Annotated in this window: 15 protein-coding genes; 6 read left to right on the forward strand and 9 right to left on the reverse strand. The window is 70.4% G+C overall.

Annotated elements, in window-relative coordinates; all coding sequences use genetic code 11:
* Positions 1 to 30: 30 nt before the first annotated feature.
* Positions 31 to 474, reverse strand: coding sequence for a MarR family winged helix-turn-helix transcriptional regulator (locus OG453_RS41760; RefSeq protein ID WP_266874013.1), 444 nt, complete (start codon positions 472 to 474; stop codon positions 31 to 33).
* A 138-nt stretch (positions 475 to 612) separates the two neighbouring features.
* On the opposite strand from OG453_RS41760, the gene OG453_RS41765 reads away from it, so the two are divergent.
* The 3 genes from OG453_RS41765 to OG453_RS41775 all read left to right on the forward strand — a co-directional run bounded on the left by OG453_RS41765 (position 613) and on the right by OG453_RS41775 (position 4152).
* The gene (locus tag OG453_RS41765; protein WP_266874014.1) at positions 613 to 2445 is read left to right on the forward strand and encodes an ABC transporter ATP-binding protein; all 1833 of its coding nucleotides are present in this window, start codon (positions 613 to 615) and stop codon (positions 2443 to 2445) included.
* Between the two features lie 46 nt (positions 2446 to 2491).
* Positions 2492 to 3319, forward strand: coding sequence for an endolytic transglycosylase MltG (gene mltG / locus OG453_RS41770; RefSeq protein WP_266874356.1), 828 nt, complete (start codon positions 2492 to 2494; stop codon positions 3317 to 3319).
* Between the two features lie 134 nt (positions 3320 to 3453).
* Complete coding sequence (locus OG453_RS41775; protein WP_266874016.1) at positions 3454 to 4152, forward strand: antibiotic biosynthesis monooxygenase; 699 nt, start codon at positions 3454 to 3456, stop codon at positions 4150 to 4152.
* A gap of 42 nt (positions 4153 to 4194) precedes the next feature.
* Here OG453_RS41775 and OG453_RS41780 read toward each other — a convergent pair whose 3' ends face one another.
* The 6 genes from OG453_RS41780 to OG453_RS45460 all read right to left on the reverse strand — a co-directional run bounded on the left by OG453_RS41780 (position 4195) and on the right by OG453_RS45460 (position 9602).
* Positions 4195 to 5304 carry an NAD(P)-binding domain-containing protein gene (locus tag OG453_RS41780; protein ID WP_266874017.1) on the reverse strand — a complete coding sequence of 370 codons (1110 nt, stop codon included), beginning with the start codon at positions 5302 to 5304 and terminating at the stop codon, positions 4195 to 4197.
* Positions 5305 to 5380: 76 nt separating this feature from the next.
* Entirely contained in the window at positions 5381 to 6589 is a 1209-nt protein-coding gene (locus OG453_RS41785) for an LLM class flavin-dependent oxidoreductase (RefSeq protein ID WP_266874018.1), read from the reverse strand.
* Between the two features lie 2 nt (positions 6590 to 6591).
* A complete protein-coding gene (locus tag OG453_RS41790; RefSeq protein WP_266874019.1) occupies positions 6592 to 7635 on the reverse strand; it encodes an ABC transporter substrate-binding protein in 1044 nt (347 codons plus the stop codon).
* A 62-nt stretch (positions 7636 to 7697) separates the two neighbouring features.
* The gene (locus tag OG453_RS41795) at positions 7698 to 8492 is read right to left on the reverse strand and encodes an ABC transporter ATP-binding protein (protein ID WP_266874020.1); all 795 of its coding nucleotides are present in this window, start codon (positions 8490 to 8492) and stop codon (positions 7698 to 7700) included.
* Entirely contained in the window at positions 8465 to 9352 is an 888-nt protein-coding gene (locus OG453_RS41800) for an ABC transporter permease (protein ID WP_266874021.1), read from the reverse strand. The genes OG453_RS41795 and OG453_RS41800 overlap by 28 nt, the downstream gene beginning before the upstream one ends.
* A gap of 166 nt (positions 9353 to 9518) precedes the next feature.
* Positions 9519 to 9602 carry a putative leader peptide gene (locus OG453_RS45460; protein ID WP_353962314.1) on the reverse strand — a complete coding sequence of 28 codons (84 nt, stop codon included), beginning with the start codon at positions 9600 to 9602 and terminating at the stop codon, positions 9519 to 9521.
* A 101-nt stretch (positions 9603 to 9703) separates the two neighbouring features.
* On the opposite strand from OG453_RS45460, the gene OG453_RS41805 reads away from it, so the two are divergent.
* Together OG453_RS41805 and OG453_RS41810 are read left to right on the forward strand one after the other, a co-directional pair.
* Positions 9704 to 10132: a YjbQ family protein gene (locus OG453_RS41805; protein WP_266874022.1), complete on the forward strand. Its 429-nt coding sequence runs from the start codon at positions 9704 to 9706 to the stop codon at positions 10130 to 10132.
* A gap of 168 nt (positions 10133 to 10300) precedes the next feature.
* Positions 10301 to 12346: a discoidin domain-containing protein gene (locus tag OG453_RS41810; protein WP_266874023.1), complete on the forward strand. Its 2046-nt coding sequence runs from the start codon at positions 10301 to 10303 to the stop codon at positions 12344 to 12346.
* Positions 12347 to 12366: 20 nt separating this feature from the next.
* Here OG453_RS41810 and OG453_RS41815 read toward each other — a convergent pair whose 3' ends face one another.
* Positions 12367 to 12960 carry a TetR/AcrR family transcriptional regulator gene (locus OG453_RS41815; RefSeq protein WP_135329171.1) on the reverse strand — a complete coding sequence of 198 codons (594 nt, stop codon included), beginning with the start codon at positions 12958 to 12960 and terminating at the stop codon, positions 12367 to 12369.
* Between the two features lie 444 nt (positions 12961 to 13404).
* On the opposite strand from OG453_RS41815, the gene OG453_RS41820 reads away from it, so the two are divergent.
* Positions 13405 to 14769: a hypothetical protein gene (locus OG453_RS41820; RefSeq protein ID WP_266874357.1), complete on the forward strand. Its 1365-nt coding sequence runs from the start codon at positions 13405 to 13407 to the stop codon at positions 14767 to 14769.
* Here the strand turns inward: OG453_RS41820 and OG453_RS41825 are convergent.
* Complete coding sequence (locus tag OG453_RS41825) at positions 14751 to 17543, reverse strand: helix-turn-helix transcriptional regulator (protein WP_266874024.1); 2793 nt, start codon at positions 17541 to 17543, stop codon at positions 14751 to 14753. The two genes, OG453_RS41820 and OG453_RS41825, sit on opposite strands and share 19 nt — an antisense overlap.
* Between the last annotated feature and the right edge of the window lie 8 nt (positions 17544 to 17551).

Consider the following 17551-nt stretch of genomic DNA (forward strand, 5'->3'; position numbering starts at 1 on the left):
GGGCTCTCCTCGGCGGTGTGAGAGACGATTTCAGCGGCGGCGGACGTCCGGCACATCGAACAGCGCGTTCAGCAGGCCGCCGAGCTGCGCACGCTGCTCGGCGTCCAATGGAGCAAGGATGTCCTCTGCGGCGGCCCGGCGCGCGCTGCGCAGCTCCCTGAGCGCACCGCGTCCGGCGTCGGTGAGCTCGATGCGGATCACCCGGCGGTTGGTGGGATCGGGCACGCGGCGGACGAGCTCACTCGCCTCCAGGCCGTCCACCAGGCTCGTCACCGCGCGCGGGACCACTTCGAGGCGCTGGGCGAGGTCGGCCATGCGAGGCGGCGTCTCGCAGTGCGCGAGGGTGCGCAGCAGACGGGACTGGGCCGGGGTGATGCCGATCGGCACCAGATGGCGCTTCTGGATGCGGTGCAGCCTGCGGGTCAGCCGCAGCAGCTGTTCGGCGAGCAGGCCGTCGGCGTCCGGGGTGTTCATGCGGGAACATTATCAGGACCTTGTGCATTGTGAGCATAGGTAACAGTGAGCTATGCTCCATCAGTCATCGTCGGCTCGTGGACCGTCCGTCATGGGCGGCCCGCGGGCCGACGGCCGCCTCACCTCCCGTAGGAGCCCATGCGTCACGACGAACCCCGGTGGACACCGCAGCCGCCCTTGGTCCCGGGCCAAGAGGAGCAGCCTCGGCAGATCCGCCGCATCCTGCGCCTCTTCCGCCCCTATCGCGGCCGCCTCGCGATCGTCGGCCTCCTGGTCGGCGCCGCCTCCCTGGTCTCGGTCGCCACCCCCTTCCTGCTGAGGGAAATCCTCGACACCGCCATCCCGCAGGGACGGACGGGCCTGCTGAGCCTGCTCGCCCTCGGCATGATCCTCAGCGCGGTCGTCACCAGCGTCTTCGGCGTCCTGCAGACACTGATCAGCACGACGGTCGGCCAGCGCGTCATGCACGACCTGCGCACGGCCGTCTACGGCCGGCTGCAGAGCATGTCGCTCGCCTTCTTCACCAGGACCCGCACCGGTGAGGTCCAGTCCCGCATCGCCAGCGACATCGGCGGCATGCAGGCGACGGTCACCTCCACCGCCACGTCCCTGGTCTCCAACCTCACCAGCGTCGTCGCCACCATCGTCGCGATGCTCGCCCTCGACTGGCGCCTCACCGTCGTCTCGCTGCTCCTGCTGCCCGTGTTCGTGTGGATAAGCCGCCGGGTCGGCCGCGAGCGCAAGAAGATCGCCACGCAGCGCCAGAAGCAGATGGCCGCGATGGCCGCCACGGTCACCGAGTCGCTCTCCGTCAGCGGCATCCTGCTCGGCCGCACCATGGGCCGCGCCGACTCGCTCACCAAGTCCTTCGCCGACGAGTCCGAGCAACTGGTCGACCTCGAGGTCCGGTCGAACATGGCGGGGCGCTGGCGCATGGCCGTCATCACGATCGTCATGGCCGCCATGCCCGCCGTCATCTACTGGACGGCGGGCCTCGCCTTCCAGCTCGGCGGCCCGACGGTCTCGATCGGCACGCTCGTCGCCTTCGTCTCGCTCCAGCAGGGCCTGTTCCGGCCGACCGTGAGCCTGCTCTCCACCGGCGTACAGATCCAGACCTCGCTCGCGCTCTTCCAGCGCATCTTCGAGTATCTGGACCTGCCCATCGACATCACCGAGCCGGAGCGCCCCGTGCGCCTCGACAAGATCAAGGGCGAGGTCCGCTTCGAGGGCGTCGAGTTCCGCTACGACGCGGACGGCGACACCGAAGAGGGCCGCAGCCGCCCGATCCTCGACGGCATCGACATCACCGTCCCCGCGGGCGGCAGCCTGGCCGTCGTCGGCCCCACCGGCTCCGGGAAGTCGACGCTCAGCTATCTCGTGCCACGGCTGTACGACGTGACGGGCGGCCGCGTCACCATCGACGGCGTCGACGTGCGCGACCTGGACTTCGACACGCTGGCCCGCGCGGTCGGCGTCGTCTCCCAGGAGACGTACCTCTTCCACGCCTCGGTCGCCGAGAACCTGCGCTTCGCCAAGCCGGACGCCACCGACGAGGAGCTGATCGCGGCCGCCCGCGCCGCCCAGATCCACGACCACATCGCGTCCCTGCCCGATGCGTACGACACCGTCGTCGGCGAGCGCGGCCACCGCTTCTCCGGAGGCGAAAAGCAGCGCCTCGCCATCGCCCGTACGATCCTGCGCGACCCGCCCGTGCTCATCCTGGACGAGGCCACCAGCGCCCTGGACACCCACACCGAGCACGCCGTGCAGGAAGCCATCGACGCGCTGTCCGCCGATCGGACGACGCTCACCATCGCCCACCGGCTCTCGACGGTCCGCGGCGCCGACCAGATCGTCGTCCTCGACGCGGGCAGGACCGCCGAGCGCGGCAGCCACGAGGAGCTCCTGGAGCGGGACGGCCGTTACGCCGCCCTGGTCCGCAGAGACGCCCAACTGGAGCCAGCGACATGAAGATATGCACGGAATGTCCGCATCTGCGGGATACCGTGCCCGCATGCTGCAGACCAAGACTCCGCGCCGGGGCGCGATTCGACTGACGCGTCGGGGCTGGATCGCCCTGATCGCGACCGGAGCCGTCGTGGCCGCCACCGCCGTGGCGGTGCCGCTTCTCCTCCCGGACGACAAGCCGACGCGCCCCGAGTCGCTGACCATCCCCGAGGGCTGGCGATCGGGCCAGGTGTACGGCGCCATCGACAAGGTGCTCGGGGTGCCGTCGGGCACCACGAAGAAGAGCCTGCCCAAGGCGGGCCTCAAACTCCCCGGTGACGCGGGCGGCAACCCCGAGGGGTATCTCTTCCCGGCGACCTATCCGATCAGTTCCCGGTCGACTCCGGCGTCCGTCCTGTCGTACATGGTGAACACGGCGACCAAGAGGTTCAACGGCGGCAAGGTCACGGCGGGCGCCGACCGGAAAGCGGTGAACATCTACCAGACCGTCACCATCGCGAGCATGATCGAGGCCGAGGCCGGCTCCAAGGCGGACATGGGGAAGGTGGCCCGGGTCATCTACAACCGCCTCGACCAGGGCATGCCCCTGCAGTTGGACTCGACGATCAACTACGCCCTGAACCGGTCGACGCTGGACACCCGCGACAGCGACACAAAGATCAACAGCCCGTACAACACCTACGTGCGCATGGGGCTGCCGCCCACCCCGATCGGCAACCCCGGCGAGGAGGCCGTGCGTGCGGCGACGAGCCCGGCACAGGGCGACTGGCTGTACTTCGTGACGGTGAAGCCGGGCGACACCCGCTTCACGTCGAGCTTCGAGGAGCAGCAGAAGAACGTGGCGGAGTTCAACAAGCATAAGAAGTCGGCCAGTTAGTCCACCAGCGAGTCCGCCAGTCAGGCGCCCCACGGGATCGCCCTCCCGAGGGCGATCCCCTCGCTTGACCTCAACCGCGCTTCAGGGGCGAGGCTCTGTGTCGACCGCGCCACAAGGCTCAGGAGGACGCAACCATGCCCGCACCGATAGCGACAACTTTCCCCGACGTCCGCCGCACGGACGCCGGCACCATCCTCGTCAGCTCCTGGATCGTGCCGTCCCCGGACGTCCAGAGCCGCGCCGCCGACCTCGTGATCGGGGAGTGGGAACGCCAGGAGCGCCCGGACGCGATGCTCTCACTGACCGCGTTCCTGAGCGAGGACGGCGGCGAAGTCCTCAACTACGCGCAGTGGACGGACGACGACGCCCATCGGGAGTGGGTGCGGACACGGCGCCCCGCAGCCATCGGCAGGGTCGACGAGGCCGTGCCCGGCATCGAACGCCCCGGCGTCGTGCGCTATGCGCTGCACCGCAGCTACGTACCGCAGGAGAGCGCGGGCCGACGCCCGGGTGTGCTCGTCACGCCCACCTTCGAGACCGAGGGGCCGCAGAGCCAGCGAGCCCTGAGCGACGCGGTCATCGAGATGCTGGAGCGGATCCGTCCCGCCGGACTGCTGGGAGCGCACTTCCATGCGAGCAAGGACGGCCGGCGGGTGCTCAACTACGCGGAGTGGGAGGACATGCCGGCCTGGGAGCGCTTCGCCGAGGACGAGGGTTCGATCGAGCTGCGCACCGTGGTCGGCGCCCTGGACGGCGTCACCCCGGGCGGAGCCCGGCTCGGCGTGCAGCGCTACTTCCCGTACAAGAGCCTGGAGAACATCCCCGCGCCCTGAGCCGAGCGGTGACGCCGCACCGCCGGTGCGGCGTCACCCGCATCACACCGCGACCGGCACCCCGTCAAGCAGCCGCCGGATGTCCCGCACCGCCGCACGCCCCGCGCGATTCGCGCCGATCGTGCTGGCCGAAGGCCCATACCCCACCAGGTGGACGCGGGGGTCGGCGACGGCCCGAGTGCCTTCGAGGCGGATTCCGCCCCCGGCCTCGCGCAGCCGCAGCGGCGCCAAGTGCTCGATCGCCGCCCGGAATCCGGTGGCCCAGAGGATCACGTCGGCATCCACCCGCCGCCCGTCGTCCCACTCCACGCCGCTCGGCGTGATGCGGTCGAACATCGGCAGCCGGTCCAGCACCCCGTCGGCTCGCGCCCGCCGGATGGCGTCGTTGACGGGCAGTCCGGTCACCGACACCACGCTCCGCGGCGCGAGCCCCTGCCGCACCCGTTCCTCGACCATGGCGACGGCCGAGCGCCCCCAGTTCTCGTCGAACGGTCCCTCGCGGAAGACGGGCTCCCGCCGTGTGACCCAGGTGGTCTCGGCGGCGTACGGCGCGATCTCCATCAGATGCTGGGTGCCTGACGCCCCGCCGCCCACGACGATCACCCGCTGCCCCTTGAAGGACTCGGGCCCCGGATACACGGCCGTGTGCAACTGCCGCCCACGGAACGTGTCCTGCCCCGGATAGCGCGGCCAGAACGGCCGGTCCCACGTGCCCGTGGCGTTGATCAGCGCCCGCGTCGCCCAGGTTCCGGCCGAGGTCTCGACGAGCAGCCGCCCGCCGTCGCCCTCGCGCACCTTGTGTACGTCGACGGGACGGCGCACCCGGAGGTCGAAGCGCCGCTCGTAGGCGTCGAAGTACTCGCGGATGACGTCCGACGAGGGGCGCGCGGGGTCGGCGTCCGTCAGTTCCATGCCGGGCAGCGAGTGCATGCCGTGCACTTTTCCGTACGTGAGCGACGGCCAGCGGAACTGCCATGCGCCGCCGGGCCGGGGCGAGTGGTCCAGGACGACGAAGTCCCGGTCCGGCTCGAAGCCGACCCTGCGCAGATGATGGGCGCTGGACAGACCCGCCTGCCCGGCGCCTATGACGACCACGTCCACCTCTTGTGCCGCCTGCTGTGCGGCCGCGTCCCGCGCCCCGATGTCGTTCACGTTTCTACTAACTCCATCGGGGCCCGGGATCTTCCCGCGCGTCGCACCCGCTGGTCAGCGGACCAAGGAGGCCAGGTCAGCGGCCTCCGGCCACCAGCAGCGGCGCACCCCCCGGAGCGGACGCCGGACGTCCGTTCACCGCGGGAACCCCGGCCAGCTGCGAGGCCGGAATGCGCGGCAGCAGCCCGCGCGCCGCAAGGTCGGGGATCACGCCCTCCCCGAACCAGTACGCCTCCTCCAGGTGCGGATAGCCCGACAGGACGAAGTGCTCGATGCCGAGGGAGTGGTACTCCTCGATCCGGTCGGCCACATCCGCGTGACTGCCCACCAGGGCCGTGCCCGCGCCGCCCCGCACCAGACCGACCCCGGCCCACAGATTGGGCGAGATCTCCAGGTCGTCTCGGGAACCGCCGTGCAGCGCGAGCATCCGCTGCTGGCCCACGGACTCGCTGCGGCCGAGCGCCTGCTGCGCGGCGGCGACCGTGTCCGGGTCGAGATCGTCGAGCATCCGGTTCGCCGTGGCCCATGCCTCGGCGGCGGAGTCGCGGGAGATCGTGTGCAGTCGGATCCCGAAACGGACCGTGCGCCCCTCCTCCTCGGCGAGCCCGGCGATCCAGTCGATCTTCTGCTTGACCTGCTCCGGCGGCTCGCCCCACGTCAGATACACATCCGTGTGCCGCGCCGCGACAGGACCGGCCGCCGCCGACGAACCACCGAAGAAGATCTCGGGCAGCGGGTCCGGCGGCAGCGCGGTGAGGCCGCCCTCCACCTGGTAGTGCTCGCCGTCGAAGTCGAAGGGCCGGCCGCTCCAGACTCCCCGGACGATCGAGAGGAACTCGTCGGTACGGGCGTACCGGCGATCGTGGTCGAGATGATCGCCGAAGCGCCGCTGCTCGGTGGAGTCGCCGCCCGTGACGACGTTCAGGAGCAGCCGTCCCCGCGTGATGCGCTGATACGTGGCCGCCATCTGCGCGGCGAGCACGGGGGAGATGACACCGGGCCGGAACGCCACCAGGAACTTAAGCCGCTCGGTGTGCTGGGCGAGCGCGACCGTCGTCAGCCAGGCGTCCTCGCACCACGTTCCGGTCGGCGTGAGCACCGCCTCGAAGCCCAACTGCTCGGCCGCCTTGGCGATCTGGATCAGATAGTCGATGTCGGGGGCCCGCACTCCGCTGACCGGAGTGACGCGGGAGCGCTTGACGCCGCCGTCGGTGTAGGCGTGCCGGTCGACGAGGGTACGGCCGTCGCCGCCGGTCGGCAGGAACCAGTTGAGGTGGACAGTCATGGTCAGGACTCCTTGCCGTAGGTGCGCGGCTTGCTGGTGGAGGGCGGCAGGTCGCCGTTGAAGCGGGTGTCGACGAAGTCGCCGAAGTCGATGCGGCGCGGAATCAGCTTCAGATCGGTGAAGGTGTCCGCGATGTCCTGCTCGGAGGCGATCGCGTTCTTGTCCACGGCCACCGAGACCCGGGTGCCGTTGCTGCGCTTGACCGCGTCGAGCGCGACCTCGTACGGAAGACCGGTGTCCTTCGCCCAGACCTTCGCCCACGCCTCAGGGTGGTCGTGGACCCAGTCCTGCGCCTTGCGCAGCCGCTTCAGGTAGTCGGCGATGGCCGCGGACTTCTTCTTGTCCCCCAGCGCGCCGGGCGCGGCCACCTGGAAGTTGAGGCCGTTCACCACTCCGTCGCCGTCGGTCAGGACGCGGCCCTTCTTCCCCTGCAGGACCTGCGAGGTGTACGGGTCCCAGACGGCCCACGCGTCCACCTTGCCGCTGGTGAACGCGGCCAGTGCGTCGGCCGGCTGCAGATATTTGACCTTGACGTCCTTGAAGGCGAGCCCGGCCTCCTTCAGGGACGCGATCAACTGGAAGTGCGCCGACGAACCCTGCGCCACGGCCACGGACTTGCCCTTGAGGTCCTGCGGCTTCTTCAGGGGCGAGTCGTTCGGGACGAGAATCGCCTCGCCCGCCGCCGTGCCGTGACTGGCGGCCACCACGGAGATCTTCGAGCCGGCGCCCGCCGCGAAGACCGGCGGCGTGTTGCCGACGGCGCCGATGTCGACGGCCTTGGCGTTGACGGCCTCCAGGAGCGGCGGTCCGGAGGTGAAGGTCGACCAGCGGATCTTGTAGTTCAGGTCGTCGAGTTCCCCGGCCGCGCGCAGCACGGCCTCCGAACCGCCCTTCTGGTCACCGACGTTGAGGGTGAGCGAGCCCTTTCCGTCGGTGCCGCCGCCCGCGCCGCCCGCCGATGTGCCGGCGGACGAGGTGCCGGAGCAGGCGGCGAGCAGCAGGGCCAGGGGGAGGAGCAGAGCGGGGGCGGCATGGTGTCGTCGCATGGTGAGTGTGCGTCCGTTCGGTGGGTTCGTGCTGTTCACGGGGGAGGGGAGCGGCCGGTGGTTCACGCCGCGGCGGCGGGTTCCGCGTGGGCGGGTGCGTCGACGCCCAGGCGTCGAAGGAGTTCGGCGCGCAGCTCGGCGAAGCGGGGGTCGGAGATGCCGCGCGGCCGGTCCAGATCGATCTGTGTCTCGTACGCGATGACTCCCTCGTCCATGACGAGCACCCGGTCGGCGAGGAGCACCGCTTCCTCGACGTCGTGCGTGACAAGGAGCACGGCGCACCCACGCCGCTGCCACAGCTCGTCGACGAGCCGCTGGGCCTTGATGCGGGTGAGGGCGTCGAGCGCGCCGAACGGCTCGTCGAGCAGCAGCAGATCGGGCTCGCGCACAAGGGCACGGGCGAGTGACGCACGCTGGGCCTCACCGCCGGAGAGCGTCTTGGGCCAGGCGTTCGTACGGTGCTTGAGGCCGACCTCCTCCAACGCCCGTTCTGCGACGCTACGTTGAGGCTTTCCCTTGAGGCCGAGCAGTACGTTGCGCCACACGCGCTTCCACGGCATGAGGCGCGGCGCCTGGAACGCGACGGCCTTGCGGCGCGGCACGAGGACCGTGCCCCGGATGTCCCGGTCGAGCCCGGCAAGAATGCGCAGCAGGGTCGACTTGCCGCAGCCGCTGCGCCCGAGCAGCGCCACGAACTCACCCGGTTTCACGTCGAGTTCGAGCTGATCGATGACGGCGCGCCCGTCGAAGGAGCGGGTAAGACCTTCGACCCGTACGGCCGAAGTCGGCTGGGCGGCGGGGGCGGTCGGGGCCTTGCCGGCGGTGGGGGTCACCGGCCGGTGAACGTCGGTCGCCATTGCAGCAGCAGCCTTTCGAGGGTGCGGACGATGAAGTCGGCGACGAGGCCGAGGAAGGCGTAGACGATCAGGCAGACCACGATCACGTCGGTCCGCAGGAAGTCACGCGCCTGGACCATCAGGAAGCCGATGCCCGAGTCCGCGTTGATCTGCTCGGCGAAGACGAGAGCGAGCCAGGCGATGCCGAGCGAGTACCGCAGCCCCGTCATCGCCCCGGGCAGGGCGCCCGGCAGGATCACGTGCCGCACGAGCCCCCACCGCGAGAGCCCCAGCGACTCCCCGGCCTCGATGAGCTGCGAGTCGACCCCGCGAATCCCGGCGTACACATTCAGGTACAGCGGGAACGACACGCCCAGCGTGATGATGGCGACCTTGGGCGCCTCGCCGATGCCGAACCAGATGATGAACAGCGGGATGAGCCCGACGAACGGCACGGTGCGCAGCATCTGCACACTGGCGTCGACGAGATCCTCACCGATGCGGAAGAGCCCCGAGACGAGGGCGAGTGAGGTCCCCACGAGGGCGCCGAGCAGCAGCCCGATCGCGACGCGCTGCAGGGACACCCCCATGGCGGAGGTCAGCGACCCGTCAGCGATGAGGTCGCGGGCGACGCCGGCGATGGTCCCGGGCGAGGCGAGGATGTCTTTGGCCAATACCCCTGTGGAGCTGAGGAGTTGCCACAGGGCGAGCAGCGCGAGCGGGCCTGAGGTGCGGCGCAGCCAGCGGGGGACGCGGGTGCGGCGGGTGGACGAGGGGATGATGGGGACGAGTTCGGGCCCGGTCGGCGGTGTGCCCTCGACAGACTTGGATATTTCCGAAATGTCTGGCAGTGAATCCGGCGGGGCATGACTGATGCTCATGGGTGCTCCTCGGCAGGAGGGAGGGCTGCCCGATGCCCGAAAGGCCTACGCGCGGGACGGTGAGATCAACCGCGCGCAAGCGGCAGGGCGGAGAGGGCAGAGAGGGCGGCGAAGGCAGGCGCGGCAGAGAACCGCGAAGAGTGAAAAGCGGGCTGAGGGAGGAACGTCAGCAGCCGGGGCGACACGCAGCAGAAGCCACCCGCAGCAGGTCGATGTGACCGCGCGTGGTGAGCAGAGCTGAACGCAACATGCCGCAGAACGTAGCGAGATCGTCCACGTACGGTCAACGCCGTCTCGAAAGGCGGACGCCGCGTATCAGTGAATGGGAGTGGCGTGCGGGAGGATGGCCCCATGTCCGACGCTTTCACCACCCATGTCCTGAACATCAACACCGGCTCGACCGAGAAGGTCTTCGACCTCACCGGCGACTGTGAGCGCTTCCTGCGCGTGGCGGCGGCCGGCCGCGACGGCCTCCTCAACCTCTTCGTCCCCCACGCGACCGCCGGCATCGCGATCCTGGAAACGGGCGCGGGCAGCGACAGCGACCTCCTGGCCGCCCTGCACACCCTGCTCCCGGCCGACGACCGCTGGCAGCATCGCCACGGCAGCCCCGGCCATGGCCGCGACCACGTCCTGCCGGCGCTGGTGGCCCCGCATGCGACGTTGCCGGTGCTGGGGGGCCGGCTGGAGCTGGGGACGTGGCAGTCGGTGTGCCTGGTGGATACGAACCGGGACAACCCCGACCGTCAGGTGCGGTTGAGCTTTCTTGGGGGTTCCTGAAGGGGGCAAACGGGGTCAGGGCTCTGACCGCCGACGAGGCTGACGACCTGTCAAATAGGTCATCTGTCCCGGACTATTGACTGGTTGTCAGGGTCGCGCCATCCTCGACGGGACCTACGCGCGAGTAAGTTAGCGCGCGCCCATCCCGGACAGCGAAGGTAGCCCCGGATGACCCTCCTCCGCAGACGCGGACTCTTTGCCGCTGTCGTCGCCCTCCTGCTGGCTTTCACCGTCGGCTCCCCACCGGCCGCGGGCGCCGACACCCCTTGGTGGGAGCCCACCGCGCGGCCCGCCGCCGATTCGCAGATCAACGTCACCGGCGAACCCTTCCGCGGCACGGACAGCAAGGGCCGGGTCCGCGGATTTGTCGACGGGCACAATCACCTGATGTCCAACGAGGGCTTCGGCGGCCGCATCATCTGCGGCAAGGCGTTCTCCACCGAGGGCGTCGCCGATGCCCTCAAGGACTGCCCCGAGCACTATCCCGACGGCGCGCTCGCTCTCTTCGAGAACGTCACCGGCGGTGCGGACGGCCACCACGACCCGGTGGGCTGGCCGACGTTCAAGGACTGGCCGGCCCACAACTCCCTCAGCCACCAGCAGAATTACTACGCATGGCTGGAGCGAGCCTGGCGCGGCGGCCAGCGGATCCTGGTCAACGACCTGGTCTCCAACGGCCTGTTGTGTTCGATCTACGTCAGGGACCGCGGCTGCAACGAGATGGACGCCATCCGCCTCGAGGCCCGTAAGACCTACGAGATGCAGGACTACATCGACAAGATCTACGGCGGAAAGGGCAAGGGCTTCTTCCGTATCGTCACCGACTCCGCCCAGGCCCGCCAGGTCGCTGAGGAGGGCAAGCTCGCCGTGGTGCTCGGCGTCGAGACCTCGGAGCCCTTCGGCTGCAAGCAGATCCTCGGCGTACCCCAGTGCAGCCAGGCCGACATCGACAGCGGTCTGGACGAGCTGCACAAGCTGGGTGTGCGCAGCATGTTCCTGTGCCACAAGTTCGACAACGCGCTCTGCGGGGTGCGGATGGACTCGGGCACCATCGGAACGGCCGTGAACATCGGCCAGTTCCTCTCCACCGGCACCTTCTGGCGTACGGAGAAGTGCAGCGGTCCGCAGCACGACAACCCCTCCGGCAACGCGGCCGCCCCCGCCGAGGTGAGCAAGCTGCTCCCCGCCGGCGCCAAGGTCCCCACGTACGACAGCGACGCGCAGTGCAACACCCGCGGTCTTACCCGCCTGGGCGAGTACGCGGTCAAGGGGATGATGAAACGCAACATGATGCTCGAGGTCGACCACATGAGCGTCAAGGCGGCCGACCGCGCCCTGGACATGCTGGAGTCGGCGGACTACCCCGGCGCGCTCTCCAGCCACAGCTGGATGGACGACGGCTGGCTGGAGCGGCTCTACCGTCTCGGCGGCTTCAAGTCCTCGTACATGTCCAGCGCCGACAGTTTCGCCAAGGAGTCCGCGGGGACCAAGCCGCTGCGCGAGAAGTACGGCGTCGGACTCGGCTACGGCACCGACATGAACGGCGTCGGCGGCTGGCCGGGACCGGAAGGACCCGATGCCCCCAACGCGGTCAAGTACCCCTTCCGCACCGCCGACGGCGGCTCCGTCGTCGACCGGCAGCGCACCGGCGACCGCACCTGGGACTTCAACACCGACGGTGCGGCCCACGTCGGCATGGTGCCCGACTGGCTCGAGCAGATGCGGCTCAGCGGCGGCAAGGGCACGGTGGAGGACCTGCTCGGCGGCGCGGAGTCCTACCTCCGCACCTGGAAGGCGACCGAAGGCCACAAGCCCGCACCCAACCTCGCCGCCAACGCGGCGGCGAGCGCCAGTGACACGGAGTGGAACCCGTTCACCAGCTACGCCGCCGGGAAGGCCGTGGACGGCGACACCGGCACGCGATGGGCGAGCGGCTGGTCGGACGACCAGTGGCTGCGGCTTGATCTGGGCGACACCCGTACGGTCGGCAAGGTCTCCCTCGACTGGGAGAAGGCCTACGCGCGGGGCTACCGGATCGAGGTCTCGGGTGACGGGACCGAGTGGCGGACCGTGTGGTCCACGGACAGCGCGGACGGAGGCCTGGACAACGCGGTGTTCAAGCCGGTGGAGGCGCGTTACGTCCGTATCCACGGCGTGACGCGGGCCACCAAGTACGGCTATTCCATCAATGAGGCAGCGGTCTACAGCCGCTGACCCGGTTACTCCCGTACGAGCTACTCCCGTACGAGCGTCAGGATCTGGTCCGCGACGATGTCCAGTACGTCGCCCGCCTTCTCCTCGTCGCCAAGGACGAGGAAGTTGAGGGTGAGCCCGTCGGTCAGCGCGGCCAGATACCTGGCGGCCGCGGGTTCGGGCACCGCCAGCTCCACGCCGAGGACGGCGGGGAGCTGGCGGATCACCTTGGTGTGGGCCGCGACGTAGCGCTCGTACTGCCGCCGGGCGAGATGCTCGTAGCCGGGCTCCCGCAGGGCGTACTGGGTGAGCTCGTACGTCAGCATGTGCTCGCCGGGATTGGCCAGCACATGGTCCCAGTACGCCTGGAGCCCGGCGCGGATCGTCTCGCGCAGGGTGGGTCTGCGGATGAGCGTGGTCAGGACGTCCGACTCGGAGTGCTCGGAGATGGTGTCCATCACCGCTTCGAGCAACTCCTGCTTGGAGTCGAAGCAGTAGTGGAAGACGCTCAGCGAGACGCCCGCCTCCGCCACGACGGACCGTGTCGTGGTCTTCGCGACGCCGTCGCGGGCCATCACCCGGATCGCGGCCTCGACCAGTTGCCTGCGCCGCTGCGCCGACGGCATTCGCCCCATGGCCCCTCCTCCCCTGACCGGCGCAAGCATACGTCGCAGGGGGAGCGGGGCAGCGGGCCGCTGGGACGGCCCCGTTCTCCTCGACGATGCGTCAAGTGCGACTGAGCTTCCTGGGCTGACGAGGCATCAGGCTCGCAGGCTGCTCCTCCGGATGGACGCCTTCACTCTGCGCTTCTGACCATCACGGGGTAATTTGTCCACGTTTTTACTGATTTACGTTCCTTCGGTCTGCGTCCTGCGGAGCGGAGGAACCCTCAGGCGTGGACGGGTGAAAGGCAGGCGATGGTCAACACCTTGAACGTCCGGCTCGTCGAAGCGGAGCGCCACGGCCCGGTGCCGGCCGTCCGCACTTCGCGACGTACGCGACGTACCGGAGGGCGGGGCTTGCCGGCGGCCGTGGCGGTCGGCTTCGTGCTGGCCCAACTGGCCCTGGTACGGCCCGGGATGGGCCTCGGCTGGGACGAGGCGGTGTACGTCAGCCAGGTCAGCGGCCACGCCCCGGCGGCGTTCTTCAGCGCGCCCCGTGCCCGCGGGATCTCCCTGCTCGTCGCGCCGATCGCCTCGTGGTCGTCGTCCACCGAACTTCTGCGGGTCTATCTCGCCCTGCTGTCCGGGCTCGGCCTGTTCCTTGCGCTGCGCGCCTGGCGCGGGCTGTTTCCCGTACGAGTGCTTGCCCTGGCCGGCGCCCTGTTCGCGACGCTCTGGGTGACCGTCTTCTACGGCCCGGAGGTCATGCCCAACTACTGGGTCGCGATCGGCGCCCTGGCGGGTGTCGGCTGTCTCCTGCGGGCGCAGGCGGACCGCTCCGACCGGGCCGCGCTGTGGGGCCTGGGCGCGAGCGCGGCGCTGATGGCGTGGATGCGGCCCACCGACGCCGTCTGGGTGACCCTCCCCCTGCTCGCTCTGCTGGTCTGCGTCCACCGCCGGCCACGTCCGCTGGCGGCGCTCGTCGCGGGTCTTGCGACCGGCGCCGCCGGGTGGATCGTCGAGGCGTACGTCAGTTTCGGCGGTCTGGGCGCGCGGCTCGCCGACGCGTCCCGGATCCAGGGCGGTCTCGGCTGGAACATCGCCATCGGCGATCAGCTGCGCAGCCTGCGCGGCCAGACGCTGTGCCGACCGTGCACCGGTTCGATTCCGCCCCCGGAGCTGATCGCGTGGTGGTTCGTCCTGCCACTGCTCGCCGGACTCGGCCTCGTGGTCGCGGTCAGGTCCGGGCGTACCGCGCGCACACTGTTGCCGCTGGCCTGCGCCACGACGGCGAGCATCCCGTACCTGTTCATGATCGGATACGCCGCGCCGCGCTTCCTGCTGCCCTTCTACGCGCTGCTCGCCATCCCGGTCGCCGACGCCCTCACCCACCTGGTCACCACCACGCGCCGCGCATGGCGGCCGGTGGCCGTGACGCTGGTGGCGCTCGCCATGGCCGGGCATCTGGCCGTGCAGTACGCGGTGTTGGAGGACGCCGTGGACGGTTCCACCGCCTCGCGCCGCGACTGGGCCGGCACGGCATCCGAACTCCACCGCCTCGGCGTGCGGCCGCCGTGCGTGCTGTCCGGGCCCGAAGCCCTGCCGATCGCCTTCTACGCCGGGTGCGCCTCCGCCCAGACGGACGGCCACAACGCCAGCACCACCGGCGCGGACATCCTGCGGACCGCACAGCACACGCCGACGGCCGCTCTCGCCGCGGCGAGCGAAGAGCCGCCGGAGTACGCCGACGGCTGGCCGTCCCACCGGTTCGGCGACCTGCGCATCCATGTGAGCCCCGCGGTGGGTGCACACGTCCCCCGCGATCAGATCGGCGGTTCCTGAGGCACGTTTCCCAACGCGTCACGCAGCGCCGCCCGGGAGGTCACACCCAGCTTGGGGAAGAGCTGGTGCAGGTGGGTGGAGACCGTGCGCGGGGAGAGGAAGAGCCGCTCGCCGATCTGCTTGTTGGTGAGGCCGGCGGCCGCGAGCAGGGCGATCTCCCGTTGCTGTGGGGTGAGCGAGGCGGGTCCGGTTCTTGTGCCGTGCCCCAGGGAAAGCCCGGTGGCCCGCAGTTCGTTGCGCGCCCGGGCTGCCCACGGGGCGGCGCCGAGCCGCTCGAAGGTGTCGAGCGCGGCCCCAAGGTGTACGCGTGCCTTCTTGGTGGACCTTGCCCGTCGGAGGCGTTCGCCGTACGTGAGGTGGACCCGGGCCAGTTCGAACGGCCAGCGGTCGGCGGCGGGTATGGCGAGTGCCTCTTCGAAGAGCTCGACCGCGCGGAGACCGTCCGCGGCGATCGCTGCGGATGCCTTCACGGCCAGGGCGAGCCGGGGCGAGATCGCGGCGACGCTGGCTTCGTGCGCCGCCGCGACGTGCGCGGCCGCCTCCACGCTCCGTCCTGTCCGGACCGCGGCCTCGACGAGGTCCATGATCAGGAACAGGGCCGTGGGGACGTGTGGGGCGAGTTCTCCCGCGCGGCTGACCGCGGACGCGTGCCGGTAGGCGTCCTCGAACCGGCCGTGGCCGAGCGCGCCAAGTGCCTTCGCGTGCGAGGCGCAGGACAGGAAGAACCCGACGTGGCGGGGCGCGGCCCACGAGGTGATCTCGTCCGTCAGGGCTCTCGTGGCGCTGTCGTCGCCGCGTGCCGCGGCGACCAGGGCCCGTTGGTACAGGAAGTCCGTCGAGAGGAGCCGGTAGCTGTGGGCTTCGCCGAGACGCCGGCCGTGGTCTGCCCGCGTCTCCAGCTCGTCCCACTGGCCTGCCGCGAAACAGTCCCTGCCGAGGAAGACAAGTCCTTGGAGTTCCAGGGTGACCGATTCGGTGTCCCGCCCGTCACGCAGCACGCGCCGCAGCGCCGTCCTGCACCCGGCGAGCCGGTCGACGTAGAGGGATGCCATGGCGATCCGGATGACGCGGACCGGGTCGGCCTCCTGGTCGAGGGAGGCGATGGCCTCATCCAGCCTGCCGAGTGCGGTCGGTGTCGTCCGGGCCGGGTCGGCGACGGTGCCGAGGATCAGGGCCAGCCGGTCCGGGACCTCCGGTTTCAGCAGGCCGAGCGCCTGGTGCAGGGGCTTCCACAGTGCGGCACGGTGACTGCCGTGGCACACCCAGGCGAGGGTGTAGAGCGCCTCGACCATGGTGGTGTCCGTCGCGTCGTACGGCTGGTGCTGCATCTCGATCGCGCCGGCCAGGAGACGGTGGGCCGTGTCGAGGTCACCCTCACCGCTGAGGAGGATGTGGTGTGCGGCGGCGACCGCAGCGACCAGCGGCCCGGCCCGTCCGCCGTCGGCCTTGCGGGCCTCTTCGAGGAGTCGGGGCACATCGCGCAGATCGCCCGTCAGATCCGCGCCGAGGTAGGCCGCTTCGGCGATCCGGCGGCTGCGGTCGTGGCCGCGCGGACTGAGGTCCGCCGCGCGCAGCAGTGCGGCGACGGCGCCGGCCGCGTCGCCGCGCCGCACGATGTCGTGTGCCACCTGTTCGAGCAGCCGCGCGACTTCCTCGGTGGGCTCGACCGTGGCCTGCGCGAGGTGCCAGGCGCGTCGTTCGGACCGATCGGCCCGGTGCTCGGCCAGTGCCCGGTGCACCGTGCGGCGCTGGTCGCTCGTCGAAAGATCCACGACGGCCGAGCGGGTCAGCGGATGACGGAACGCCAAGCGGCCGGTCCGGTCGTATACCCGCACCAGGCCCGCCCGCTCCGCGTACGCCAGATCCGCCACGCTCATCCGCCCGGCCCCGGCAGACGCCAGGACACTGAGGTCGCCGGTGCCGTCGAGGACCGCGTACAGCAGAAGCAGCCGGGTTCGGGCGGGCAGGGCCTCGACACGGGAGGCGAAAACGGCCTGGAGACGACGGCTCAGCTGCAGTACGTCGGGCACTCCGGATCCGGAGCGTTGCGTGCCGCTGAGCGCGATGGGCAGTTCCAGCAGGGCCAGGGGGTTGCCCTGCGCTTCCGCGAGCAGCCGGTCGCGTACGCGGGGTGCCAGCGACGGGAAGTGGCCTTGAATCAGCTCTGTCGCCGCGCTCGTGTCGAGGGGCTGTACGGGGTGGACGGGCACTCCACCGCGTTCAAAGAAGCTGCCCTCTTCCGAACGGTACGCGCCGAGAAGGCCGACCCGGCCGGCATCGAGGCGGCGGGCGAGGAAGCCGAGGACCACCGCGCTGGCACGGTCGAGCCACGGCAGATCGTCGACGATCATCAGCAACGGGCGCTCTGCCGCTGCCTGGACGAGCAGAGCCAACGCCGCGTTCGACACAAGGAGTTGATCAGGCGCAGGACCGTCGTCCAGGCCCAGCGCGACGCTCAGCGCCCCGCGGTACGGCCCGGTCAGCTGCCCGAGCCCGGGCAGCAGCGGGTGAAGAATCTGGTGGAGCCCCGCGAAGCTGACCGTGCTCTCGAACTCCACACCGGCGGCCCGCACCACCCGCAGGCCGGCGCCGCGGGCATACGAGGCCGCGGCGTCCAGCAGAACCGTCTTGCCGACACCGGCTTCCCCGGACAACAGGAGTGCGCCCCCGAACGTGGCGACCCCGTCGACGAACCGCCGCATCATGTCGAGTTCCGGGCCACGCCCGATCAACTCACCTGCCGGCTCCACCGGTTGAGGACCCTCGCCGCCCATGCACGCCC

Source organism: Streptomyces sp. NBC_01381 (assembly GCF_026340305.1).
GTDB lineage: Bacteria > Actinomycetota > Actinomycetes > Streptomycetales > Streptomycetaceae > Streptomyces.